The sequence below is a fragment of the Rhizobium sp. 11_C7_N12_5 genome (genome assembly GCF_051811145.1).
GTDB lineage: Bacteria > Pseudomonadota > Alphaproteobacteria > Rhizobiales > Rhizobiaceae > Rhizobium > Rhizobium lusitanum.
Map to the genome: position 1 here is coordinate 3,607,893 of NZ_JBPWPY010000001.1, position 22,108 is coordinate 3,630,000.

Annotated in this window: 21 protein-coding genes (1 of these 21 running past the window's edge); 8 read left to right on the forward strand and 13 right to left on the reverse strand. The window is 61.5% G+C overall.

What is annotated here, in order from left to right:
* Window positions 1–80 precede the first annotated feature (80 nt).
* Together AB8B29_RS17650 and AB8B29_RS17655 are read right to left on the reverse strand one after the other, a co-directional pair.
* Window positions 81–683 (reverse strand): cadmium resistance transporter, encoded by a 603-nt coding sequence (locus AB8B29_RS17650; protein WP_112442454.1) that lies wholly within the window; start codon window positions 681–683, stop codon window positions 81–83.
* A 98-nt stretch (window positions 684–781) separates the two neighbouring features.
* The gene (locus AB8B29_RS17655; protein WP_037199250.1) at window positions 782–1,321 is read right to left on the reverse strand and encodes an SH3 domain-containing protein; all 540 of its coding nucleotides are present in this window, start codon (window positions 1,319–1,321) and stop codon (window positions 782–784) included.
* Window positions 1,322–1,511: 190 nt separating this feature from the next.
* Between AB8B29_RS17655 and AB8B29_RS17660 the strand changes: the two genes are divergently transcribed.
* Together AB8B29_RS17660 and murA are read left to right on the forward strand one after the other, a co-directional pair.
* Window positions 1,512–2,513, forward strand: coding sequence for a 2-hydroxyacid dehydrogenase (locus AB8B29_RS17660; RefSeq protein ID WP_037199248.1), 1,002 nt, complete (start codon window positions 1,512–1,514; stop codon window positions 2,511–2,513).
* 169 nt (window positions 2,514–2,682) lie between these two features.
* Window positions 2,683–3,996 (forward strand): UDP-N-acetylglucosamine 1-carboxyvinyltransferase, encoded by a 1,314-nt coding sequence (murA, locus tag AB8B29_RS17665; protein ID WP_037199247.1) that lies wholly within the window; start codon window positions 2,683–2,685, stop codon window positions 3,994–3,996.
* 19 nt (window positions 3,997–4,015) lie between these two features.
* Here the strand turns inward: murA and AB8B29_RS17670 are convergent, their stop codons facing one another.
* From AB8B29_RS17670 to AB8B29_RS17695, 6 genes are all read right to left on the reverse strand, one after another.
* On the reverse strand, window positions 4,016–4,486 hold the full coding sequence (locus AB8B29_RS17670) for a GNAT family N-acetyltransferase (RefSeq protein WP_174156924.1): 471 nt from the start codon (window positions 4,484–4,486) through the stop codon (window positions 4,016–4,018).
* A 5-nt stretch (window positions 4,487–4,491) separates the two neighbouring features.
* On the reverse strand, window positions 4,492–5,262 hold the full coding sequence (locus tag AB8B29_RS17675; protein WP_037199243.1) for a molybdopterin-synthase adenylyltransferase MoeB: 771 nt from the start codon (window positions 5,260–5,262) through the stop codon (window positions 4,492–4,494).
* A gap of 36 nt (window positions 5,263–5,298) precedes the next feature.
* On the reverse strand, window positions 5,299–6,426 hold the full coding sequence (recF, locus tag AB8B29_RS17680; protein WP_037199241.1) for a DNA replication/repair protein RecF: 1,128 nt from the start codon (window positions 6,424–6,426) through the stop codon (window positions 5,299–5,301).
* A gap of 199 nt (window positions 6,427–6,625) precedes the next feature.
* Window positions 6,626–7,771 (reverse strand): molecular chaperone DnaJ, encoded by a 1,146-nt coding sequence (dnaJ, locus tag AB8B29_RS17685; RefSeq protein WP_037199240.1) that lies wholly within the window; start codon window positions 7,769–7,771, stop codon window positions 6,626–6,628.
* A gap of 182 nt (window positions 7,772–7,953) precedes the next feature.
* Complete coding sequence (gene dnaK / locus AB8B29_RS17690; protein ID WP_037199239.1) at window positions 7,954–9,870, reverse strand: molecular chaperone DnaK; 1,917 nt, start codon at window positions 9,868–9,870, stop codon at window positions 7,954–7,956.
* 291 nt (window positions 9,871–10,161) lie between these two features.
* Window positions 10,162–12,540: a transglycosylase domain-containing protein gene (locus AB8B29_RS17695; RefSeq protein WP_037199237.1), complete on the reverse strand. Its 2,379-nt coding sequence runs from the start codon at window positions 12,538–12,540 to the stop codon at window positions 10,162–10,164.
* 344 nt (window positions 12,541–12,884) lie between these two features.
* Here AB8B29_RS17695 and AB8B29_RS17700 point away from each other — a divergent pair, with 344 nt between their 5' ends.
* The 3 genes from AB8B29_RS17700 to AB8B29_RS17710 all read left to right on the forward strand — a co-directional run bounded on the left by AB8B29_RS17700 (window position 12,885) and on the right by AB8B29_RS17710 (window position 13,758).
* Window positions 12,885–13,073: a hypothetical protein gene (locus AB8B29_RS17700; RefSeq protein ID WP_037199234.1), complete on the forward strand. Its 189-nt coding sequence runs from the start codon at window positions 12,885–12,887 to the stop codon at window positions 13,071–13,073.
* 78 nt (window positions 13,074–13,151) lie between these two features.
* A complete protein-coding gene (locus AB8B29_RS17705; RefSeq protein ID WP_280518115.1) occupies window positions 13,152–13,274 on the forward strand; it encodes a hypothetical protein in 123 nt (40 codons plus the stop codon).
* A gap of 241 nt (window positions 13,275–13,515) precedes the next feature.
* On the forward strand, window positions 13,516–13,758 hold the full coding sequence (locus tag AB8B29_RS17710; RefSeq protein WP_037199233.1) for a DUF982 domain-containing protein: 243 nt from the start codon (window positions 13,516–13,518) through the stop codon (window positions 13,756–13,758).
* A gap of 229 nt (window positions 13,759–13,987) precedes the next feature.
* Here the strand turns inward: AB8B29_RS17710 and AB8B29_RS17715 are convergent, their stop codons facing one another.
* Window positions 13,988–14,842 carry an SH3 domain-containing protein gene (locus AB8B29_RS17715; RefSeq protein WP_037199231.1) on the reverse strand — a complete coding sequence of 285 codons (855 nt, stop codon included), beginning with the start codon at window positions 14,840–14,842 and terminating at the stop codon, window positions 13,988–13,990.
* A gap of 513 nt (window positions 14,843–15,355) precedes the next feature.
* On the opposite strand from AB8B29_RS17715, the gene AB8B29_RS17720 reads away from it, so the two are divergent.
* Window positions 15,356–15,502, forward strand: coding sequence for a hypothetical protein (locus AB8B29_RS17720; RefSeq protein ID WP_156143674.1), 147 nt, complete (start codon window positions 15,356–15,358; stop codon window positions 15,500–15,502).
* A 30-nt stretch (window positions 15,503–15,532) separates the two neighbouring features.
* Here the strand turns inward: AB8B29_RS17720 and AB8B29_RS17725 are convergent, their stop codons facing one another.
* From AB8B29_RS17725 to AB8B29_RS17740, 4 genes are all read right to left on the reverse strand, one after another.
* Window positions 15,533–16,984, reverse strand: a complete 1,452-nt coding sequence (locus tag AB8B29_RS17725) for an efflux transporter outer membrane subunit (protein WP_037199229.1) — start codon at window positions 16,982–16,984, stop codon at window positions 15,533–15,535.
* Window positions 16,985–17,336: 352 nt separating this feature from the next.
* Window positions 17,337–18,281 carry a phosphoribosylaminoimidazolesuccinocarboxamide synthase gene (locus AB8B29_RS17730; RefSeq protein ID WP_037199343.1) on the reverse strand — a complete coding sequence of 315 codons (945 nt, stop codon included), beginning with the start codon at window positions 18,279–18,281 and terminating at the stop codon, window positions 17,337–17,339.
* A gap of 147 nt (window positions 18,282–18,428) precedes the next feature.
* Window positions 18,429–19,112, reverse strand: a complete 684-nt coding sequence (locus AB8B29_RS17735; RefSeq protein ID WP_037199227.1) for a phosphoribosyltransferase — start codon at window positions 19,110–19,112, stop codon at window positions 18,429–18,431.
* The gene (locus tag AB8B29_RS17740; RefSeq protein WP_037199226.1) at window positions 19,099–19,935 is read right to left on the reverse strand and encodes a pseudouridine synthase; all 837 of its coding nucleotides are present in this window, start codon (window positions 19,933–19,935) and stop codon (window positions 19,099–19,101) included. Before AB8B29_RS17740 ends, AB8B29_RS17735 begins: the two co-directional genes overlap by 14 nt.
* Window positions 19,936–20,288: 353 nt before the next feature.
* Between AB8B29_RS17740 and AB8B29_RS17745 the strand changes: the two genes are divergently transcribed.
* Window positions 20,289–21,008 carry a response regulator gene (locus AB8B29_RS17745; protein ID WP_439006622.1) on the forward strand — a complete coding sequence of 240 codons (720 nt, stop codon included), beginning with the start codon at window positions 20,289–20,291 and terminating at the stop codon, window positions 21,006–21,008.
* A 3-nt stretch (window positions 21,009–21,011) separates the two neighbouring features.
* A protein-coding gene (locus AB8B29_RS17750; RefSeq protein ID WP_037199222.1) for an ATP-binding protein crosses the window boundary here: on the forward strand, window positions 21,012–22,108 show its 5' portion. Its footprint extends 256 nt past the window's final position; only the first 1,097 of its 1,353 coding nucleotides appear in the window; it begins with the start codon at window positions 21,012–21,014; its stop codon lies beyond the right edge, outside the window.

The following is a 22,108-nucleotide window of genomic DNA, read 5'->3' on the forward strand; positions in this document are numbered from 1 at the left end:
TTTTCGTTTTCTCAGATAGTCGAAGCCGCCTTCAGCAGACCGCTGCGGGCGGCTTTTCCTATAAGGCCGGCCGGGGCCGCCTATACCCAGAAAAGCGTCGCAGTCCCGGCCTCATAGAGGATGAGGATGCCGAGGGCGATCAGGATGAACGGCACGATCCTGTGCCCGTGGCGTCTGATCGGTGCGCCAAGCGTCGGATGGTTCACCAGAGAATGGGCAGCGCCGAGCCAAGCCGCCGTCAGGATCGCGAAGATGCAGCCGATGGCCAGGATCTCATAGGCGGAGCGGGTGGCAAAGAGCGGCGTATAGATGCTGATGTTGTCGCCGCCATTGGCGATCGTCACCAGGGTGACGGCGACGATATTGCTATGCCCCGCTGAAGCCTTCTCGTGGTCCTCCGGATTGTCGCCTGTTTCGACGCCGTTCCAGAGCTCCCATAATCTCCTGAAGCCGAAAAAGATCGGCGCGAAACCGAGCAGGCCGATATAGGTGGCGGGAATGACGAGCACGAGGAACGAGGCGACAACGCTGACAGCATAGAGAACGGCAATGCCGAGATACTGGCCGATGACGACCTGCTTCGCCCGAAATTTCGGATCGGCAAAGAAGCCGAGAAGAACGAAAATGTCATCCACATTGGTCGAGGCGAACACAACGATGGCAACGCCGAAAACGCCTAGCATATAACCCAAGGCCGCCACTCTCCCGTTCCGATGCCGGATATATCATTGCGCCGGAAAAGTTGCGCGGTTGCTGATGTCGCGGAGCTTTGTGGAATTCTCTACTTGAAGGCTTCGCCGGGATAGGCGCCCCAGATCTCGGACTGTGCAACCCAGCCCTCCGTGCCATCGGCGGTGACCATGCACCAGTCGCCGGTGCATTCGCGAACGCTCATCATCACGCCGGGTTGAAGCTTGGCGATGACGCTGGCGGATGGCTGGGCGTCGCGGCGCATGTTGACGAAGACGGCCTTGCCCTTGCCCTTCATCCATGGGGCTGCGAGCGCCGAGCGCTGGCCCGACAGCAGCGACTGGTTGACCCAGCCCTCGGTGCCGTCGGAATCGCGTACGCGCCGCCAATTATCGTATTCCTGGATGATCTCGACCGGCAATCCCTGCTTGAGATAGAGCCATGAGACGGCATAATCCGCGCTCGGACCGATGCGCAGGTTGACCCGCTTCGACTTCAGCGTGACGAACCTCGGCAACGGCAATCCGCTCGGCCCCTTGGCGGCCTGCGCCACGGCAAGATCGGCGGCGGCACCGGCCATCATCAGGCCGATCGCGAAAATGGCGCAGGACTTCAATACTCTGCCACGCATGGGATTTCCGTTCGTTCATCATGATCAAGGCGCCGTCGGGTCGCCTTTTGGCTCCGGTCAGCGGCAAATCCCTGGATCGCGCCAGCGAGTTTTGTTTGTCTTCGCCTGCGGGTCTGGTAGAAATGCCCGGAACGGGAAAATTATCCCGCTTCTTGGTTAAGAACATCTGAACAAGGCATCGCCGCTCTCCATGACGACGAAGAAAAAACCGAAGGTTTACGTCACGCGCAAACTGCCGGATGCGGTGGAGACGCGGATGCGCGAACTGTTCGACGCCGAACTGAATATCGACGACCGGCCGCGCACGCCGGCGGAGCTTGCCGCGGCGGTTCGAACGGTGGATGTGCTGGTACCCACGGTCACCGATCGTATCGACGCCGCGCTGATCGAAGAGGCCGGGCCGCAGATGAAGCTGATCGCCAGCTTCTCCAACGGCACTGACCATATCGACGTCGAAGCCGCCGCCCGCCGTGGCATCACGGTCACCAACACGCCGAACGTGCTGACCGAGGATACCGCCGATATGACGATGGCGCTCATTCTCGCTGTGCCGCGCCGCCTCGCCGAAGGTGCGCGGATACTGACCGACAACCCCGGCGAATGGGCGGGATGGTCGCCGACCTGGATGCTCGGCCGCCGCATTCACGGCAAGCGCATCGGCATCGTCGGCATGGGGCGCATCGGCACCGCCGTTGCCCGCCGCGCCAAGGCATTCGGCCTGTCCATCCACTATCACAACCGCAAGAGGGTCAATCCGGCGACGGAAGACGAGCTCGAGGCCACCTATTGGGACAGCCTCGACCAGATGCTTGCCCGCGTCGATATCGTTTCGGTCAATTGCCCGTCCACGCCCGCGACCTTCCATCTGATCTCGGCGCGCCGTTTGGCGCTGCTGCAGCCGACGAGTTATATCGTCAACACGGCGCGCGGCGATGTGATCGACGAGACGGCGCTGATCAAGATCCTGCGCGAAGGCAAGATCGCCGGCGCCGGCCTCGACGTGTTCGAGAACGAGCCGGCCGTCAGTCCGAAGCTGGTGAAGCTCGCCAATGAGGGTAAGGTGGTTATTTTGCCGCATATGAGTTCGGCCACATTGGAAGGCCGCATCGACATGGGCGACAAGGTCATCATCAACATCCGCGCCTTCATCGACGGACATCGTCCGCCCAATCGCGTGCTACCGTTTCGCTGATACGTTTTCGCTCGGCGGGTGGCGCTTTGAGCCGGCCCGGTTTTGCCCAGCGCGCAAGTTGTCATTCACATCCAAAATCAATGCATCCGCCTCGGGGCCGGTCACGCCCATGTCATAAAGGCGACCCAGAGATGACCGCAGGTACGAAGCAGGAAGGGGCAGAAGAGAAATGGCACGGGCGCTACCGCATGAGCGGATCCAATATGTCGTCGAAGGCGGCTTTAAGCTGTCGGGTGAGATCGAGCCGAGCGGCAACAAGAATGCCGCGCTGCCGATCATCGCTGCATCGCTGCTGACCGATCAGCGCGTCGAGCTCAGCAACGTGCCGCGCATCCGCGACGTCGAGGCGCTCGTGGAGTTGATCCAGTCGGTCGGTGCGAAGGTGCGCTGGCTCGGGCGCAACGAGCTCGAAATCGAGGCACGCGAACTGCGCCCCGCCAATCTCGATCCGGATCTCTGCGCCCGCATCCGCGCCTCCATCCTGCTTGCCGGCCCGATGTTGGCGCGTTGCGGCGAGATCACCTTGCCGCCGCCCGGCGGCGACGTCATCGGTCGCCGGCGTGTCGACACGCATTTCCTGGCGCTGGAACAGCTCGGCACCAAGATCAATGTCAACCACGTCTATAGTTTTCGCGCCGAACAGCTGCGCGGCGCCGATGTCTTCCTCGACGAACCCTCGGTGACGGCGACGGAAAACGCGCTCTGCGCTGCGGTATCAGCCGAAGGCACGACGATCCTGCGCAACTGCGCCTCCGAGCCGCATGTGCAGGATCTGGCGCGCTTTCTCATCGCCATGGGTGCCCGCATCGAAGGGATCGGCACCAATATGATGACGATCTACGGCGGCCAGCCACTGGGCGCCGTCACGCACCGGATCGGGCCTGACCATAACGAGGTGGGGTCGCTGATCGGCCTTGCCGCCGTCACCGGCTCGGAAATCACCATCCGCAACGCGGGTGTCGAGCATCTGCGCTCCACCTTGATGACTTTCGAGCGCCTCGGCATCCGCTGCCGTATCGAGCGCGACGATCTGATTATTCCCTCCGGGCAGGAGATGAAGATCCAGTCCGATTTCGGCGGCCATATTCCGAAGATCGAGGACCAGCCGTGGCCGGCTTTCCCGGCCGACACCATGTCGATCGCCATCGTCACCGCGACGCAATGCGACGGTGTCGTTCTGATGTTCGAGAAGATGTTCGAAAGCCGGATGTTCTTCGTCGACAAGCTGATCGCCATGGGCGCGCGAATCGTTTTGTGCGACCCGCATCGCGCCATCGTCGCCGGCCCGTCGAAGCTGCGCGCCGCCCAGCTCGAAAGTCCCGACATCCGCGCCGGCATGGCCATGCTGATCGCGGCGATGTGCGCCGAAGGCACGAGCATCATCAACAACGCGCAGCAGATCGAGCGCGGCTATGAGCGCATCGAGGAGCGGCTGAACGCGCTTGGCGCCCGCATCACGCGCATCCCGCCGCGGGAGGCGTGAGGGCCGAAGGCGCGAATCGCTACGGTAGGAATTTCTGCATCTCGATCGACGTCGTGCGATCGAAGCCCGGATGGCGATTCTCGGCGGTTTTGGCGAAGCCCAACGCGGCGAAGGTTGCATGGTTTTCGGTAAGTTCGATGCGCGTTTCCAGCCGCAGGACGGCGAGACCTCGCTCGCGCGCGTCAGCCTCCGCATATGTCAGCAGACGCCTGCAGATCCCCTTGCGTTGCGCGGTCGGCAACACGGCCAACTTGCCGATATAGAGGCTATCCGGCTCGGCGCGACAAAATACACAGCCGGCTATCTTATCTCCATCAAGCGCGACATAGCCGATCTCGTTGCGAGCTTTTTCCCTGAGGGACTGCGGCGTCAGCGCAAGCGCAGATGAGGGTGGGTCGATCCGTCCGTTCATATAAGCGAAAGAGGCAAGGATGAGGTCGAGCAATGCGTCCCAGCGGTCGAAGCTGCCATTCAGCCGTTGAATCGTAATATCGCTCATTCCGCTGCCACCTTGCTGCGCTTGCGGCGATAACGAATGGTCTCGAAGCGCGCCGTGAGCGCGTCGTAGAGCAGCAGTCGGCCGATCAGCGGTTCGCCGATGCCGGTCATGAGCTTGATCGCCTCCATCGCCATCAGCGTGCCGATGACGCCGGTCAGTGCACCGATGATGCCGGCCTCGGCGCAGCTTGGAATTAGGCCTTCCGGCGGCGGTGCCGGGAAGAGATCGCGATAGCGCGGATTGGGCGCGCCGTCGGTGCCGTTCTCATAGGGCTTCAACGTCGTCACGGACCCGTCGAATCGCCCGACTGCGCCGGTCACGAGCGGCAGGTGGGCGGCTTCAGTCGCGTCGGCTGCGGCATAGCGCGTGTCGAAATTGTCGGAGCCGTCGATGACGAGATCGAAACCGGCGAGATGCCGCGCAGCCGTGTCGGCGGAGAAACGCTCCTCGAAACGGACGGTCCGCACATGCGGGTTGAGCCTTGCGATGGCGTCAGCCGCACTTTGCGTCTTCAATTCGCCGATGGTGCCGGTGTCATGAATCACCTGCCGCTGCAGGTTGGACAGCGAGACGCGGTCGTCGTCGGTAATGCCGAGCGTACCGACGCCGGCGGCCGCAAGATATTGCAATACAGGCGCACCGAGCCCGCCCGCGCCGATCACCAGGACACGCGCGGCCTTCAATTTCTGCTGGCCGGCGCCACCGATTTCGGGCAGCAGGATATGGCGCTGATAACGGGCGATTTCGTCTGAGGTTAAAGGATCCATGGCGGCAATTCTATCATGATCGGCGGTTTTAAGGTGCTAGGATTTTGTAATGCCGCCATGCGCTACGGTAAAGAACTGCGCGCGTTCGCCGAGCGCTGAAAACATCGCCTTGTCCGTGCCGGTCATGAACGCCTGTCCGCCGAGCCCATCAATGAGATCGAACAGTGCGGCGCGCCGGCCCTCGTCGAGATGCGCGGCAATCTCGTCAAGCAGCAGGATCGGCGCGTGCCCGGTCAGATTGCCGACGAGGCGCGCATGGGCGAGGATCAGGCCGACAAGCAGGGCCTTCTGCTCGCCGGTCGAGCAGCGTTCCGCCTCCATGTCTTTTTCGCGATGGCGCACCAGCAGGTCGGCTCGGTGCGGCCCATCCAGCGTTCGCCCGGCCGCCGCATCGCGGTAGCGTCCCTCGCGCAGCAGGGCGGCGTAATGATCCTCGAGATCGACGGCCGGCCGGTCGAATTGCCCGTCGAGGAAGCCGGAAAGTTCAAGAGCCGCCGAGGGAAATGGCGTTGCCTCGCGCGTTTCGGCAATCAGCCGCGAAAGAAGGCCGAGCATCTCCTGCCGCGCGATCGCCATGGCGATGCCGAGGCTCGCCATCTGCTCCTCGATGCCGGCAAGCCAGGAGGGATCGAACCGGCCCTCGGACAGCAGCTTGTTGCGGCTGCGCATCGCGCGCTCGAAATCGCTGGCACGACGGCCATGGGCGGGATCGAGCGACAGCACCAGCCGGTCGAGGAAGCGGCGGCGTTCGGAAGAGCCGCCAGTGAAGAGGCCGTCCATGGCCGGCGTCAACCAGAGAACGCGCAGATGATCGGTCAACTCGTCCACGGTCTTGGCCGCCGTGCCGTTGATTCGCAATTTGCGGGTCGCCGCCTCGTCTGTCGCGTCGATGCCGGTGCCGATCTCGACTGAGCCCTCGATGCCTTCGAGTTCGACAAAGATCGAAAATCCACCCGGCGCACGGACGCGAGTGATATCCGCATAGGCTGCACGCCGCAGGCCGCGCCCTGGCGAGAGAAGAGAAACCGCCTCCATGAGATTGGTCTTGCCGGCGCCGTTGTCACCGGTCAGCACCACATGCCGCTCGTCAAGCGCAAGTGCGGCCGCCGCATAATTGCGGAAGTCGGTAAGCTTCAGGCGCGAGATGAAAACCTTGTGCGGCATTGGTCTTTCGGATTCTTAGTCGGTGGCCGAGGGGTATGCCGAACATCGCCCGAGCGCAAGGATTTTGCCGTGCACATCAGCCTCACGGTGAGGAGGCCCGTAGGGCTGTCTCGAGCCACGAGGGCTGGTGATTCGGCCGCAAACGAAAAAACCGGCCGAATCACCGGCCGGTTTTATGGAAAGCAATTTGATTCGCCGTTCAATCGCTGAAGGTATCGAAGAAATCCTTCATGCGGGCAAAGAAGCCCGTCGATTCGGGATTGTTGTCCTTCGACGAGATCTGCTCGAATTCCTGCAGGAGTTCGCGCTGGCGCTTGGTCAGTTTCTGCGGCGTCTCGATCTGGATCTGGATATAGAGATCGCCGACCTGGCTCGAGCGCAGCACCGGCATGCCCTTGGCCTTCAAGCGAAACTGCTTGCCGACCTGCGTCCCCTCGGGAACGGTGACGCGCGATTTCGTGCCATCGAGCGTCGCCACATCGAAGGTGCCGCCAAGCGCGGCCGTCGTCATCGAGATGGGCACCGCGCAATAAAGGTCGGCGCCGTCGCGCTGGAAGAACTCATGCGGCTTGACGGAAAGGAAGATGTAGAGGTCGCCCGCAGGCCCGCCACGAAGACCCGCTTCGCCTTCGCCCTGCAGGCGGATACGCGTGCCGTCCTCGATGCCGGCCGGAATGTTGACGGAGAGCGAACGCTCTTCGGTCACGCGGCCCTGGCCATGACACTTGGTGCAGGGATCGGGAATGATCTGGCCGCGGCCATGGCAGGTCGGGCAGGTGCGTTCGACGGAGAAGAAGCCCTGTGCGGCGCGCACCCGGCCGGAGCCCTGGCAGGTGCCGCAGGTCTTCGGCTGCGTGCCGGGCTTGGCACCGGAGCCGGAACAGACGTCGCAGGTGAGCGAGGTCGGCACGCGGATCTGCGCCGTCTTGCCGACGAAGGCTTCCTCGAGCGAGATTTCCATATTGTAGCGAAGATCGGCGCCGCGCTCGCGACCGCCGGAGGAACGTCCGCGTGCGCGGCCGCCACCCATCATCTCGCCGAAAATATCCTCGAAAATATCGGAGAAACCACCGCCGCCAAAGCCGGCACCAAAACCGCCTCCGCCGCCCATACCGCCGTGCTCGAAAGCCGCGTGGCCATAGCGATCATAGGCCGCGCGCTTCTGCGGATCCTTGAGCGTTTCGTAGGCTTCGTTGATTTCCTTGAACTTCCGCTCGGCGCTGCTGTCGTCCGGGTTCTTGTCCGGATGAAATTGCATCGCCAGCTTGCGAAAGGCGCTCTTCAGCTCTTTCTCGTCCGCCGTCTTTGAGACGCCCAATGTCTCGTAAAAATCCGCTTTTGCCATTAAGGATTAGACCCCGGAAATGGATTTCCGGCTGCCCGAAGGCAGCCGGATCATGCGCACAACCCCTTAAATTGATAGGGTTTAAGGAAAGGCTTATGCGCCACTTTAAATTCCGCTGCGCCCTTTGCGCGTCCAAAAGGACGCGCGGCGCAGTAGCTCCTCGAGAACCTTTCGGTTCGCGCTTATGCTGACCGCTTGCGGTCGTCTTCGTCCTTGATTTCCTCGTAGTCGGCATCGACAACGTCGTCCTTGCCGGCTGCCGAGGCATCAGCCGAAGGGGCTTCCGCCTGCTGGGCCTCATAGATCGCCTGGCCGAGTTTCATGGAAACTTCCATGAGCGTCTGGGTCTTGGCCTTGATATCTTCGGCGTCCGGCTCGGAAGCTTCGGTCGCCGCCTTCAGCGCTGCGATTGCGTCGGAGATCGCATTGCGATCGGCTTCGCTGACCTTGTCGCCATAATCCTTCAGCGACTTTTCGCTGGAGTGGATCAGGCTTTCGGCCTGGTTCTTGGCTTCGACGCCTTCGCGACGCTTCTTGTCTTCGGCAGCGTGGGCTTCGGCATCCTTGACCATCTTCTCGATGTCGGCGTCGGAAAGACCGCCGGAAGCCTGGATGCGGATCTGCTGTTCCTTGCCGGTGCCCTTGTCCTTGGCCGAAACCTGGACGATGCCGTTGGCGTCGATGTCGAAGGTGACTTCGATCTGCGGCACGCCGCGCGGAGCGGGCGGCAGGCCGACGAGGTCGAACTGGCCGAGCAGCTTGTTGTCGGCAGCCATTTCGCGCTCGCCCTGCGAGACGCGGATGGTCACGGCCGATTGATTGTCGTCAGCGGTCGAGAAGGTCTGCGACTTCTTCGTCGGGATCGTCGTGTTGCGTTCGATCAGACGGGTGAAGACGCCACCCAGCGTTTCGATGCCGAGCGACAGCGGGGTCACGTCGAGCAGCAGAACGTCCTTGACGTCGCCCTGCAGAACGCCGGCCTGGATGGCGGCGCCGAGAGCGACGACTTCATCCGGGTTGACGCCCTTGTGCGGTTCCTTGCCGAACAGCTGCTTGACGACTTCCTGTACCTTCGGCATGCGGCTCATGCCGCCGACGAGAACGACTTCGTCGATTTCGGCAGCGGTAACGCCGGCATCCTTGAGGGCGGCCTTGCAAGGCGCGATAGTGCGCTGCACGAGGTCGTCGACCAGGCTTTCCAGCTTGGCGCGCGTCAGCTTCAGCGTCAGGTGCTTCGGGCCGGTGGCGTCAGCCGTGATGAAGGGCAGGTTGATTTCGGTCTGCTGCGCGGAGGACAGTTCGATCTTCGCCTTTTCGGCAGCTTCCTTGAGGCGCTGCAGCGCGAGCTTGTCGCCCTTGAGGTCGATGCCGTTGTCCTTCTTGAACTCGGCAACGAGATATTCGACGAGCCGCATGTCGAAGTCTTCACCGCCGAGGAAGGTGTCGCCGTTGGTCGACTTCACTTCGAAGACGCCGTCGCCGATTTCCAGGATGGAGATATCGAAGGTGCCGCCGCCAAGGTCGTAAACGGCGATGGTCTTGCCGTCCTTCTTGTCGAGACCGTAGGCGAGTGCTGCAGCGGTCGGCTCGTTGATGATGCGCAGGACTTCAAGACCGGCAATCTTGCCGGCATCCTTGGTTGCCTGACGCTGCGCGTCGTTGAAGTATGCGGGAACGGTGATGACGGCCTTTTCGACCTTCTCGCCGAGATAGGATTCCGCGGTTTCCTTCATCTTCTGAAGGATCATTGCGGAAATCTGTGCAGGCGAATAGCCCTTGCCGTTGGCTTCGACCCAAGCGTCGCCATTGTCGCCCTTGACGATCGTGAACGGAACAAGGTGCTTGTCCTTCTCGACGGTCGGATCTTCGTAGCGGCGGCCGATCAGGCGCTTCACCGCGAAGAGGGTGTTCGTGGGGTTTGTCACAGCCTGGCGCTTGGCCGGCTGGCCGACGAGGCGTTCGCCATCATCGGAGAAGGCGACCATCGACGGGGTGGTGCGGGCGCCTTCGGCATTTTCGATCACTTTGGCGTCTTTACCGTCCATGACGGCGACGCAGGAATTTGTCGTTCCAAGGTCGATACCAATTACTTTTGCCATGTCATTCTCTCCTTGAAGCAAGCTATCGGAACCCCTGCCAGGCATTCCATTGACAGCCCCTTACGGGATGGTCTTGAGGATTGCGCAGCCATGACTGCGGTGATGCGGCGTATATAAGTAGCGGTTTTACTGACTGCAAGGCAGGAAATGACCTGGAATCCAGCAAAACGAATGGTTTGTCGCCCAAATTCCACATGCCGGGGCCGTCCGCGGGCCTGTGGATTTCATGCAATCCTATATCAGATCAGCCTTGCCGCGGCCATGCAAGCGGCAAGGCTGAAAATTGCGTTTTTATTGGCCCAGAATGACGTCGAGAAGCGAGGAACGATGCGGTCGCACCGTCGCCGTGTGTGGGCTGGTATCGCCCACATCGGCGGGGGGGATGTCGCCGGTGTCGTAGGTGTTCGAGCTGTAAGGGTTGGTGTCGTCGGTCAGATTGGCCGGCGGCAGATCCTGCGGGTCGTCGTTGGCAACGGTCTGGTTGACGATCTGCGGCTGGATCGGCTGCTGCGACGGCCGCTGTTGCAGCGTCGGCTGCTGAATCGCCTGCCCGCCGCCGGACGTGCCGGAAATGATATTGCCGATCGTCGTGGGCTGGTCGGCATTCGGCGCCGATTGCGCCACGGGCAAGCCGTTGTCGATGATCTGGCCGCCACCGAAGATCGGTGCCGGCGTCAAGCCCTTGTGCGCGGCGATCATGAAATCCTTCCATGCCCTGGCCGGCAACCCGCCGCCCGTGACCTTGCGCATCGACTTGCCGTCGTCGTTGCCGAACCAGACGCCGGTGGTCAGATGGCTGGTAAATCCGATGAACAGCGCATCGCGGAAGGATTGCGTCGTTCCGGACTTGCCGGCGGCCTGCCAGCCGGGAATGCGGGCCGACTTGCCGGTTCCGGATGCGATGACGCCGGCCATCATGGCGTTCATGTTGGCGACGATATCCGGGTTCATCACGCGTGGCGGATTGGCGACATTGGCCTGGTAGAGAACCTTGCCGCCTGCGGTCGTGACCTTGGTCACGACGTAGGGTGTCGCCTTGAAGCCGCCGTTCATGAAGGCGGCGTAAGCGGAGGTCAGTTCCAGCAGCGAGACCTCCGACGTGCCGAGCGCGATGGAGGCGTTGGCTTGCAGGTCGGATTCGATGCCGAGCCTGTGGGCCACCTTGATCACTTGGTCCGCCCCGACCTCGGCGACGAGCTGCGCGGCAACCGTGTTCAGCGACTGCGCCACCGCGGTGGCAAGCGTCACGGGGCCGCTGTAGCGCTGCTCGTAATTCTCCGGTGCCCAGTTGCCGATCTTGATCGGCGCGTCGTTGCGGATCGAATTGGGCGTTAGCCCCATTTCCAATGCCGCGGTATAGACGAAGGGCTTGAAGGCCGAGCCCGGCTGGCGCTTGGCGGTGACGGCGCGATTGAACTGGCTTTGTGCATAGTCGCGACCGCCGACCAGCGCGCGGATGGCGCCCGTCGCATCGACGGACACAAGCGAGGCCTGGGATGCGTTGAGCTTCTTGCCATCCTTGGCGAGCACGTCGTTCAGCGCCTTTTCGGCCTTCTCCTCGAGCGACATGTCAAGGGTGGTGTCGACGATCAGGTCATCCTTGATGTCGCTGCCGATCAGCTTTGGAAGCTGATCCATGACCATGTCAGCGACGTAGTTTTCCGCGCCGCTCCAGTAGCTCTTCGAGCGTGTCGGCGGCTGCGACATCGCGGTCTTGATGTCGGCCTCGCTGATGAAGCCCTGATCCTGCATGGCCTGCAGCACCAGCTGGGCTCGAGCCTCCGCGGCGGCGGGATCACGGGCGGGCGACAGCCGCGACGGCGCCTTGACAAGGCCGGCCAACATGGCGGCCTCGCCGAGGTTCACGTCACGGGCCGATTTGTTGAAGTAACGCCGCGAGGCCGCCTCGACGCCATAGGCGTTCGAGCCGAAATAGACGCGGTTCAGATACATCGTCAGGATCTGGTCCTTGGTGTATTTATGCTCCAGCCACAGCGCAAGCAGCACTTCCTGCACCTTGCGTTCCAGCGTGCGATCCGGCGACAGGAACAGGTTCTTGGCGAGCTGCTGCGTCAGCGTCGAGCCGCCCTGGACGGCGTGTCCCGTCAGGACGTTGGTCACGAAGGCGCGGCCTAGACCGATCGGATCGAAGCCGAAATGGGAATAGAAGCGCCGATCCTCGATGGCGACGATTGCTTCGGGTATGTAGGGCGACATGTCGCTGAGCGCCAAGGCTTCGCCGCCGGTCGTACCGCGGTTGGCAATCAGGCTTCCGTCGAGGCCGGCGATCTTTACGTTCGGCGGCCGCTCGGGAATGGCCCAGGTGCTGGCGCTCGGCATGCGCGACCCGTAGTAGGCGACAAGGCCAGCAAGCCCGATGCCGGCCCAGAGGCAAAGCACCAGTCCCCAATAGATCGTTGTGCGGATGAACCCGAAAAAACCGCGGCGCGGTGGACGTCGGGCGGGCTTGCGGCGGCTGCGCGAGCGGCGGGGCTTTTCGACCACCGGCTCATCCTCATCCTCGTCTTCGTCGTACTCCGGCTCTTCATATCGGGACGAGCGTCTGCCGCCAACGATGCGTTCGCCAGCGCTGAATCCGTCATCGATGCGTTCCCGGCCGCTGGAAAAGGATGGATCTATCCTCTGGCGTGATTTTTTCTTATCTGCCATTGCGGGCCGGTCGTACCTCGATGCTTCAGTGTTCCGATGTCTGCTGCCGAACTGATCACAACGGCAGCACATGCCCTTCAGGACGCGCGATCGCCCGTCTGCCGGCTATCATCTTGGAAGAATGATCCCGATGCTCCGGACAGGAGCGCTGCCGGCCGTTCGTTCACGAACCCCTCGCGAACACATTAAATCCCGCCTGAACTGTAAATGCGGCGATTTAAGGAGGGATTAAGAACATTTCCGGCCCTCGCGATAGCGGCTTTCGCCCATCCAGAACGGGGGCACGCAGGGAACTTTTCGCCGTCCCGGGCATTATCGTCCCATAAAAACGAGAGGGCGAGCCTATGAGTTCATTGATCAAGATAGAGAAAGCTGGCGAGAGCAGGCTGCGGGAGGTGTGGAGTGTCGAGGATTTTGCCCGGCGCCACCGGATTTGCAAGGACGAGGAAGTCCGGCTGAAAAAGCTGTTTGGCGACTTCGCGACAAAGCAGGAATTGCTCTCGAATGCGCAGAGGCCTCCGCTGTTTCGTTGAACAGTCTTGGCGGGCCGGGCGCGATGTTCATCGTGGGCTGCTGCGAGCGAACGGTTTGCGGCGGAGGAGGCTGCGCCAATGTGGAAGCGTTTTGAATTGTGGTTGGTCGACCAGATCGATCGGATATTCGGACTGGAGCGGCTCGCCCGCCGGGCCGGCTTCTCGCCCGACGAGGCAAAGCGTATCGCCCGCGAGAAATAGGTTGCACGCCAGCTCGCAACGGCATCCAGCGGATGTCCGCACTTCCCAAAAAGCTATTGCAGAAATTCGTCTCGCGGGTCTCAGCGGCCGGCCGATTGAAACCGGTCGAATGCTCCGAAACTTCGAATGGTCTTCGCAATGTTGCGTATTTTCGAATGATCTGATCAGAGTTATAGTATTGTCATGTGACCGTCTTGGAGGGCGGTTCCAAGCAGTTGGTAGCGCGTGAGGAGGAGTATTCATGCGACACATCAAATGGAGCAATCCGATCGAGATCGGTTTCGTTCAAGGTAGTTCCCAGACTGTGACAGGCCCATCCGAGGCATTGAATTGCATGGCCAATCTTTGGCCGGACCGGCGCGGTCCGCTGTATGTGGCGGCCAGAAGCGTTTGCCGGGCAGCGATCGATGGCCGCAAATCCGTCGAAGAAGCTCGTGAGATGTTCATCTCGGCAATGCGGGAAGCGCATCTGAAAACCCATTGAAGCGCCTCCGCGCTGCCGGGTCGTCGATCGCTCGAAACTGCGCCCTGGCGGTAGTGCGGCAATAGGCACGTTACCTGAAAGCGGATCAATTCCGCGGGATTTCCTATTGTGCTGTCGCCACCGGGCCATAAAGACGGGGCAGCTTCTCAAGCTGCTATGCATGGCATCAAAAAGGCCGGCGACTTTTAGGGTCGCCGGCCTTTTGTTGTCTAGGTCTCGCAAAACGCCGTTAGCGGTTTGAACCTCTTACCGACATGCGGCAATTCGGTTCCGACGCCGGGCAGGGATCCGTATGGTCAGGGCTATAAGGACCCGGGGCACCGGCATTCGGCCGCGGATTATTCTGCGGCTGCGGCTGGGGCTGCGGTTGAGCTTGAGGCTGTCGCTGCTGCGGTTCGGGGCGCGGCTGGTTGTCGGGGCGGTTATTGTCGCGCCGGCGATCCGGCCGGCTGCCAAAATCCTGGTTGTTGTCCGGCTGCTGGCGGCCCCAGTCTCGATTGCCGTCGCGATTACGGTCGGGGCGGCGATCCCAGTTCTGATCCTGTCCGTCATTCCAGTCCGATCCGCTGTTCCAGTCGCGATTGCGATCGGGACGGCGGTCCCAATTGCGATCCTGTCCGTCATTCCAGTTTGATCCACCGTCCCATCCCGGACTGCGATCCGGGCGACGATCGACCCAACCGGGACCGCGCCGCCAGCGATCGCGATCGCGGTAGAAGTCGCGGCCGCGATAATAACGACCCCAATAGTCATCGAAGTTGAAGACCACGGTCGGAATACCGAGTGGGCGATAATATTGCGGATCGACATAGATACGACGCGACTGGTAGGTCGCCTGAATATAGCGGCCGGCGACCCATCCGCGACCACCGTAGAACGAGACGTCGCACCAGGGCGTCTCGTTGAGGCAGCCATTGATCCGCAGCGGGACGCCGACAGGGATCATGGTCACTGCCGGATAAGCGGTGCTCGGGCCCGACCGCATGTTGACATTTGCGGTGGCAAAGCCTTCCGCTGCCTCCGCGATGGCCGGCAACGCAACGAGTGCGGCCAGCATGCTCGCGGCAAGAACCTTGAACCTCATGAATACTCTCCCTTTGCACACCGTCGCCGCGAATCGTCGCGCGGTGCTTGTTCGGCATCTGATACGCCTACCCCGGCGCCCATTCGGTATGACTTCCCAATTTCGGCAAGATAAAGGCCTGCGCATGCACGGAATCTGATAGATTTCGCGGCGCACCTTCAATCTCAGCATGTGTTTTAAAAGTGTTTGCATGAATGGAGCTTGAACGACTGCGGATAAAGCGTTCGAGGCCTGCGCGGCTTACTGTTCGGCGCGTTACTGTCGCCGGAGTGCGTATCTCTCATGACATGGCTGGAAGAATGATTGCCGCGACCTTGAAATCGCCGTGTTGCATTCCGACATAGGCTACAGTCATGCAGCCGATGGATGACCGGCGCGCTTCAAAGCGAGCAGTTTTTATCCTTCTTCGATCGCGGAAGTGAAGTTGACGTATCGTTAACCTTTCACGATCAATCTGGCTGCAGTTCCGCTTTCCCTTTGACCACGGATGTACTGGCACTGTTGTGAGGGCGGATGACGAAAGGCCGGTTTGCTCCGGCCTTTTTGTTTTTCATGGTGATGGCGTGCTTTGCGAAAGCGGGGCGCGCCATTTTCAATTTCGGCTGTGTTTCCGCCAACGAAAAACCGCCGCAAGTGACTGCGGCGGTTTTGAAGATTTAAGCGAAACGCCCGTTATACGGGGCGATGTCCTCAGTTGGCCTTCTTGGCCGAGACCTTGACGATCTTGGCCGGCGCTTCAGCCACAGTCGCCTTGCCTGCCGGCACATAACCAGCCCCGATGGCGACGTTCAGCGAGATGTAGTCGATGGCGCTCTGTTGAACGGCCTGTGCCAGGCTCTGCTGAGCGGCTGTCACGTTACGCTGCGCGTCGAGAACGTCGAGCAGCGAGGACGCACCGTCCTTGTAGCTTGCGGTCGAGAGTTGCAGGGCTTCCTGGTAGGATTTGACCTGGGCGTGGAGGGCGGCAACCGTTTGGGCATCGCGGGTGACGGCCGACAGTGCGTCCTCAACCTGCTGGATCCCAGTCCTCACGGTCTGTTGCCAGACGATGTACTGTTCGCGGCTCGAGGATTCCGCAGTCTTGACACCGGCGCGCAATGCACCGCCGTCGAAGATCGGCAGGTTCAGAGACGGGCCGAACGACCAGCTGGTCAGGCCGCCGCTTCTTGCCGAAGTATGAATATAGGACGGCGAGATCGCGCCGCTGAGCGTGATCGACGGGAGCAGCTTGGCTTCCGCCACGCCGATCTCGGCTGTGGCCGCGGCAAGATTGCGCTCTGCCTGGCGGATGTCGGGGCGATTGCGGATGAGATCGGCGGGAACGCCGGTGCGGACGTTGCCGCGGAACACCGGTTGTTTGCCGCCGCCCTGCATCTGGGCGATGATCGTAGCAGAAGGCACGTTCAGCAGCGTGGCGATATGGTGCACGGCCTGGCGATAGCTGATCTCGAAACCGGGAATGGTCGAAAGCGTCGAATTGACGAGGCCCTCGGCCTGAACGACGTCGAGGCGGGATGCCGCACCGGCTTCGAGCTGGAACTTCGTCAACGAAAGGGTGTCGCGGCGGGACTTCAGGTTTTCTTGAGCGATTGCCACGAGCGCCTGGTAGTAACGGGCGTTGACGTAGCTGTTGGCCAGATCCTGCAGATAGGTCAGGCGCTGAACGTCGACGCTGGAATAGGCCGCATCGAGCGATGCGTTGGCGCTTTCCCTTGCGCGGCGGTACTGGCCCCAGAGGTCGAGCAGCCACGAAACCGACGCAGTACCGCCTGTGCTGTTTTGCGTTTCGGTCTGGGTGCGCAGCGAGCCCTTCTGGCCGCTGGTTGTGTGGTCGCCGCTAACCGTCAGGCTCGGCAGGCCGCCGGCGCCTGCGGTGACGACTGCCGCCTCGGCCTGATTGATGCGCTCCAGCGACTGTTGGATGTTAAGGTTCTGGGCGAGTCCCTGAGCGGCAAAAGCGTTAAGCTTGGAATCGCCGAAAGCGGTCCACCATTGTGAACCGGCGATATCGCCATTGACCTTCGTACCGCCCTCCGAGAATTTGGCCGGCAGAGGCATTTCCGGTGGCTTATGATCTGGGCCGCTGACGCAACCTGCCAGAATAAGCAGCAGGGCGGGGGCGGCAGTACGAATGGAAACCATCACATTGTCCCACAATTCAATTTACATGATCAGTGTTTTACGGGGTCGACATGACCCTAAGTGTTTCGGCGCTCCAGCCTTACGCAGTACAAACAATGACCCGAAGCGGTCGGCGTCAATCTAGCAATGAGTTTTGCAATAGCACAGTGGCTTTTACGATTTCTCGTCGGCGAACATATGTGGGATCGGGCAAAATAGCAGGGTTTCGGTAAAAAAAATCTAAAGTGTTGCAAAAAACATACCCTTCCGCCCACCACTCAAGGGTGCGGGATGTTAACGAATCGTTAACCGATGCAACCATTGGAAGGTTATTCGGCCGGCTGGTCTCGTTAAAAGACTGCTCGGATCGTCTCTACGGGAAATAGCGAGCGAGACTTGCGCGAACCCGGTCGCGCGGTGTTGCACTGCGGTCGTCGGCCAGGAAAGGCGTACCTGTGATTGCTTCATAGGCACGGATATACACCTTGGACGTCTGCTCGATGAGCTCCAGCGGGATCTCCGGAATCTCATCCTTGTAGGGATCGCAGCGTTCCGTCACCCAGGACCGGACGAAATCCTTGTCGAAGCTTTCCGGGCGGACGCCCTTTTCGAATCTGTCCTGATAGCTGTCGGCCAGCCAATAGCGGCTGCTGTCTGGCGTATGGATTTCATCGGCAAGGATGATCGTGCCGTTTTCGTCGGTGCCGAATTCATATTTGGTATCGACGAGGATGAGCCCCCGCTTGCGGGCGATTTCCTGACCGCGCGCAAACAGGGCCAGGGCATAGTTCGACAATGTCCGCCATTGTGCCTCGGTCAGAAGTCCTTGCTCGATGATCTGGGTCGGCGTCAATGGTTCGTCGTGGCCGCCGTCGAATTCCTTGCTTGTCGGCGTGATGATTGGCTCCGGCAGGATCTGGTTGTCACGCATGCCGTCCGGAAGCGTGATGCCGTACATCTCGCGCTGACCCTTCTTATAAAGCGTCAGGATCGAGGTGCCGGTGGTGCCTGCAAGATAACCGCGCACGACGACCTCGACCGGCAGAATGTTCAGCCGCTTGCCGACGACGACATTCGGGTCGGGATAGTCGATGACGTGGTTCGGGCAGATATCGCGTGTCTGCTCGAACCAGTAGCGCGCCGTTTGGGTGAGTACCTGGCCCTTGTAAGGGATACAGGTGAGGATGCGGTCGAAGGCGCTCAAGCGATCGGTGCTGATGATGATGCGGCTGCCGTCGGGCAGGTCGTAATTCTCGCGTACCTTGCCGCGATAGTAATTGGGCAGTTCCGGGAAATAGGCTTCGGAGAGAATTCGCAACACGTCCACCAGCAGGCTCATGCATCCGCCCGACGGATGCTTCTTGAGCGGACCCTTAGCGCATTGCGGCGGGAATCGGAACGATTTTCATATGCAATGTTGCATTCTTCGAGCCCGCCGGCATGGCTGCCCTGCTGGAAAAGGCGGTCAGCCGGGACTATGCCAGCCGCCATTTTCGGTCTGTTCGAGGAGCGGTGTCGAAAAAACACCGACGATCCGCTCGCTCCATTGCCTGCCGTCCGCATCGACACGCTCCCGCCAGCGCTCGGATTGCAGCATGGCCGCGCCGATCACCACGGGTTCGATGCCGCATGCGGTCAGGAGGGCCAGGCCGGAAACGATCGAAGCTCCGCTCGATATGACGTCATCGACCAGCGCCACGCGCTTTCCTTCGAGCAGCGGCAACATGCGTGGGTCGATATAAAGACGCTTCTCCTGGTTTGGCGTGGTGATGGATGAAAGCGCGACCGATAGTTCTTCCCTGTACCAGAATTTGCGCGAGGTCCCGAGCGGCACGTAACGACTATGGCCGAGCGCCCGTGCAACCCCGCTCGCCAGCGTCAGCCCCAGCGTCGGCAATCCGGCGACGACATCGATATCGTGGACCGCAATCCTGGCCGCAAGCGCCTCGGCCAGCGCTTCCTGCACGACGAAACCCGCCTGATTGACGATTAGCGATGCCAGCGCGTGCTTGCCATCAGCCAGGACACGGATCGGCAGGCGCAACTGGCGCCCGTCCGGGAGCTCCGCCACATAGAAATCGTGGCGTTCGCCCGCCGTCGAGAAAGTTTTGGGCGGGTGGAGCTCCTGCCAGAAATCATGAGGCTGCATCGCGTTTCGCCTTCGATCCGTTCTGTCCGTTTGTTTTCAGGTCCGCGCGCCGGCGCAGCCGAAGGATTTCGGCCTCCGTCAGGGGCCGGACCGCACCTTTCGGCAAATCGCCGAGCGCAATATCGCCGAAAGCGACGCGCACCAACCGCAGGCATTCGATGCCGAGCGCCTCCAGCATCCGGCGGATCTGTCGGTTGCGGCCCTCCTTGAGCTCGACTTCGATCCAGCTGTTGCGATCCCCGCTGCGCAACAGGCGGGCCATGCTGGCAGTCAGAAGCTCACCGTCGTCGATGATTCCGCGCTCCATGCGCTCGAACTGCTCGTGGTCCATGATGCGGTCGACCTGGACGTGATAGACCTTGCCGACATGGCTGACCGGATCGAGCAGCGCCTGCGCCAAGACCGTATCGTTGGTAAAGAGGAGTAGCCCCTCGCTCGCCTTGTCCAGCCGGCCGACCGGAGCGAGATGCCGTGCATCGACGTCCCTCAGGCAGTCATAGACGGTCGGTCGGCCCTCGGGATCGTCACGGGTCGTCACCAGCCCGCGCGGCTTGTTCAGCATGAAGTAGAGTTTCTCTTCAGCAGATATTGCGATGTCGTCGACCGCAAATTGCGACCGCTCCAGATCGACCCATGTGCTCGGATCGGTGACTGTTCTGCCGTTCACGGTCACGCGGCCGGCTGAAATCAGGGTTTCCGCCTGGGTGCGGGAACAATAGCCGAGCTTGGAAAGCGCCCGCGGCAAGGTCACGCGCTTGCCGTCGGGTTCCTGTCTGCCTCTCGCCGTCTTGCCGGATCTTTGCGGTGAATGCCGCTGGCTCACCCGTTTGCCTCACGATCTTTACTGCGATGACCGGGCATTGCTGCCCGCGAAGGACAATCCTTTCGCACGAGGATGATCGGGACGCAAATCGCATTGCTGGAAAGCAGGCAAGGTCGGAAAGCGGCAGGGCTCGCATTTCATGGATACGAGCCCTGCCTCGGACCGGAGCGGGCGGTTGGGTCGGGTAGGCGGCATAGAGGGTGCCGCCGTTCGCTCCGGAGGGATTGCCCTTGCCCGGAAACTGCACGGCTTCCTTTGCTGGGATTTTTCAAAACAGCAGAAATTTGTTACAGTTTGTAACGCCGACTGTTTCCCTGTTGCCAAAACCGCCTTTCGCCCCGCATGGAGGGGCTATGGTTTCCGCATCGCTTCTTCTGGTCGAGGACGACCGCGAGATTAGGGCGCTCCTCGAGGAGTTCCTGAGCCGCGAGGGTTTTGCCGTGCAGGCTGCTGATAGCGCCGCCGCCATGGACCGCATTCTCTCCAAGGGCTTTCCCGATCTCATCATTCTCGATCTGATGCTGCCGGGCGAGGATGGCCTGTCCGCATGCCGCCGCATCCGCGCCCGCAGCCAGGTGCCGATCCTCATGCTGACGGCGAAAACAGAAGATATCGACCGCATCCTCGGCCTCGAGATGGGCGCCGACGATTATCTCGGCAAACCCTTCAATCCACGCGAACTCCTGGCGCGCATTCGCGCTATCCTTCGCCGCTCGGGGCCCGAGCGTCCCGAGGAGGGCGCTGCTCCTGCCCGGCGCAAGAGTTTCGCCGGCCTCACCGTCGACCTCGATGGCCGGGTGATCGAGATGGAGGGCAAACGCATCGTGCATCTGACAACGGCTGAATTCGATCTGCTCGTCTGCTTTCTCGAGCGGCCGCGACGCATATTATCGCGTGACCAGTTGCTCGACTGGACGCGCGGCCGCGGCGCCGATCCTTTCGACCGCACCATCGACGTGACGGTCTCGCGTCTTCGCACCAAGCTCGGGCATTGCCTGCCCGATGGCGCCCATATCATCACCACCGTGCGCAATGCCGGCTATCTCCTCACGACAGAAGTGAAGGATGTCTGAGCCATGCTGAAACTCGGCCTCGTCGCCCGCATCATCATGATCGTTGCCGTGGCGCTGTTCGTCATCCAGCTCGCGGCATTTGCCGCGGCCCAGTTGAAGCCGAATACGTCGCTCGATCCCGAAATCTCGCCGGCAATGCAGGTCAAGTCGGCGATCCGTCTTCTTGATGCCATCCCGCCCGAGACGCAGCCGCTGGCCGTCCGTGCGCTGAATGCCAATGGTCTGGCACTTAGCCTGATCGATACTCCCTTGCCCGGGCAAAAGGATGATGCGTCCAATCTCACCCTGACCGACAAGCTGGCGCGTGAGTTCGCAGCGATCGCTCTGGGCAATCGCTATTTCAACATGCGCTCGCTTCCCGAAAGACCACAGGGCTGGTTCTCCGTCGGCGCGCCGGACCGCATCGTGGAAGTGTCGATCGGCGTCGCCGGCGGCAAGGTCGCCGTCTTCAGGCTTCCCGATACGCCGACGGTGCGGTTGCGCGGCGTTCCGGTCGGCCTCATGGCCGGCGTCCTTGGCATGCTGGTCGCTGTCATCGCGATCGCCGCCGTAGCGCGGGAGACCCGACCTCTCACGCGCCTGTCCCGCACTGTCAACTCCATCGGCAATGGTCTGCAACCGGTCGATATTCCGGAGAGAGGCGCCTGCGAACTTCGCATGCTGATCCGGGCCATCAACGCGATGCAGCTGCGCATCGCTGCCCTGGTCAACAACCGCACCCTGATCATCGGGGCGATCTCGCATGATCTCAGAACCTATCTCACCCGCTTTCGTCTGCGCATGGAGATGATGCCGGATACGCCGCATCGCGACCGGGCGATTGCCGATGTGGAGGCCATGCAGCGCCTCGTCGAGGATGCCCTTGGCTTTGCCCGCAGCACCGTCGTGCCGGACGGGAAGATTATCGTCGACCTCGACGTTGCCGTTTGCTCCCATGTGGCCGAGCGCCAGGATGCTTCGGACCTCGTTGCCTTCTCCCCGTTCGGGCAGCCCCTGGCCGTGACGATGCCTCAGACGGCATTGGTGCGGGTATTGGATAATCTGATCGACAATGCACTGCGCTACGGCGGCTGTGCCGAGGTCGGTGTCGAGCATCGTGG

What these genes read in the sequence shown, in the direction of transcription:
- AB8B29_RS17650 (WP_112442454.1), bottom strand. Translation starts at nt 683, where the DNA reads ATGCTAGGCGTTTTCGGCGTTGCCATCGTTGTGTTCGCCTCGACCAAT.
- murA (WP_037199247.1), top strand. Translation starts at nt 2,683, where the DNA reads ATGGCACGGGCGCTACCGCATGAGCGGATCCAATATGTCGTCGAAGGC.
- AB8B29_RS17715 (WP_037199231.1), bottom strand. Translation starts at nt 14,842, where the DNA reads ATGAGGTTCAAGGTTCTTGCCGCGAGCATGCTGGCCGCACTCGTTGCG.
- AB8B29_RS17675 (WP_037199243.1), bottom strand. Translation starts at nt 5,262, where the DNA reads ATGGATCCTTTAACCTCAGACGAAATCGCCCGTTATCAGCGCCATATC.
- AB8B29_RS17655 (WP_037199250.1), bottom strand. Translation starts at nt 1,321, where the DNA reads ATGCGTGGCAGAGTATTGAAGTCCTGCGCCATTTTCGCGATCGGCCTG.
- AB8B29_RS17705 (WP_280518115.1), top strand. Translation starts at nt 13,152, where the DNA reads ATGTGGAAGCGTTTTGAATTGTGGTTGGTCGACCAGATCGATCGGATA.
- AB8B29_RS17695 (WP_037199237.1), bottom strand. Translation starts at nt 12,540, where the DNA reads ATGGCAGATAAGAAAAAATCACGCCAGAGGATAGATCCATCCTTTTCC.
- dnaK (WP_037199239.1), bottom strand. Translation starts at nt 9,870, where the DNA reads ATGGCAAAAGTAATTGGTATCGACCTTGGAACGACAAATTCCTGCGTC.
- AB8B29_RS17725 (WP_037199229.1), bottom strand. Translation starts at nt 16,984, where the DNA reads ATGGTTTCCATTCGTACTGCCGCCCCCGCCCTGCTGCTTATTCTGGCA.
- AB8B29_RS17720 (WP_156143674.1), top strand. Translation starts at nt 15,356, where the DNA reads ATGACGAAAGGCCGGTTTGCTCCGGCCTTTTTGTTTTTCATGGTGATG.
- AB8B29_RS17735 (WP_037199227.1), bottom strand. Translation starts at nt 19,112, where the DNA reads ATGCAGCCTCATGATTTCTGGCAGGAGCTCCACCCGCCCAAAACTTTC.
- AB8B29_RS17710 (WP_037199233.1), top strand. Translation starts at nt 13,516, where the DNA reads ATGCGACACATCAAATGGAGCAATCCGATCGAGATCGGTTTCGTTCAA.
- AB8B29_RS17700 (WP_037199234.1), top strand. Translation starts at nt 12,885, where the DNA reads ATGAGTTCATTGATCAAGATAGAGAAAGCTGGCGAGAGCAGGCTGCGG.
- recF (WP_037199241.1), bottom strand. Translation starts at nt 6,426, where the DNA reads ATGCCGCACAAGGTTTTCATCTCGCGCCTGAAGCTTACCGACTTCCGC.
- AB8B29_RS17660 (WP_037199248.1), top strand. Translation starts at nt 1,512, where the DNA reads ATGACGACGAAGAAAAAACCGAAGGTTTACGTCACGCGCAAACTGCCG.
- dnaJ (WP_037199240.1), bottom strand. Translation starts at nt 7,771, where the DNA reads ATGGCAAAAGCGGATTTTTACGAGACATTGGGCGTCTCAAAGACGGCG.
- AB8B29_RS17745 (WP_439006622.1), top strand. Translation starts at nt 20,289, where the DNA reads ATGGTTTCCGCATCGCTTCTTCTGGTCGAGGACGACCGCGAGATTAGG.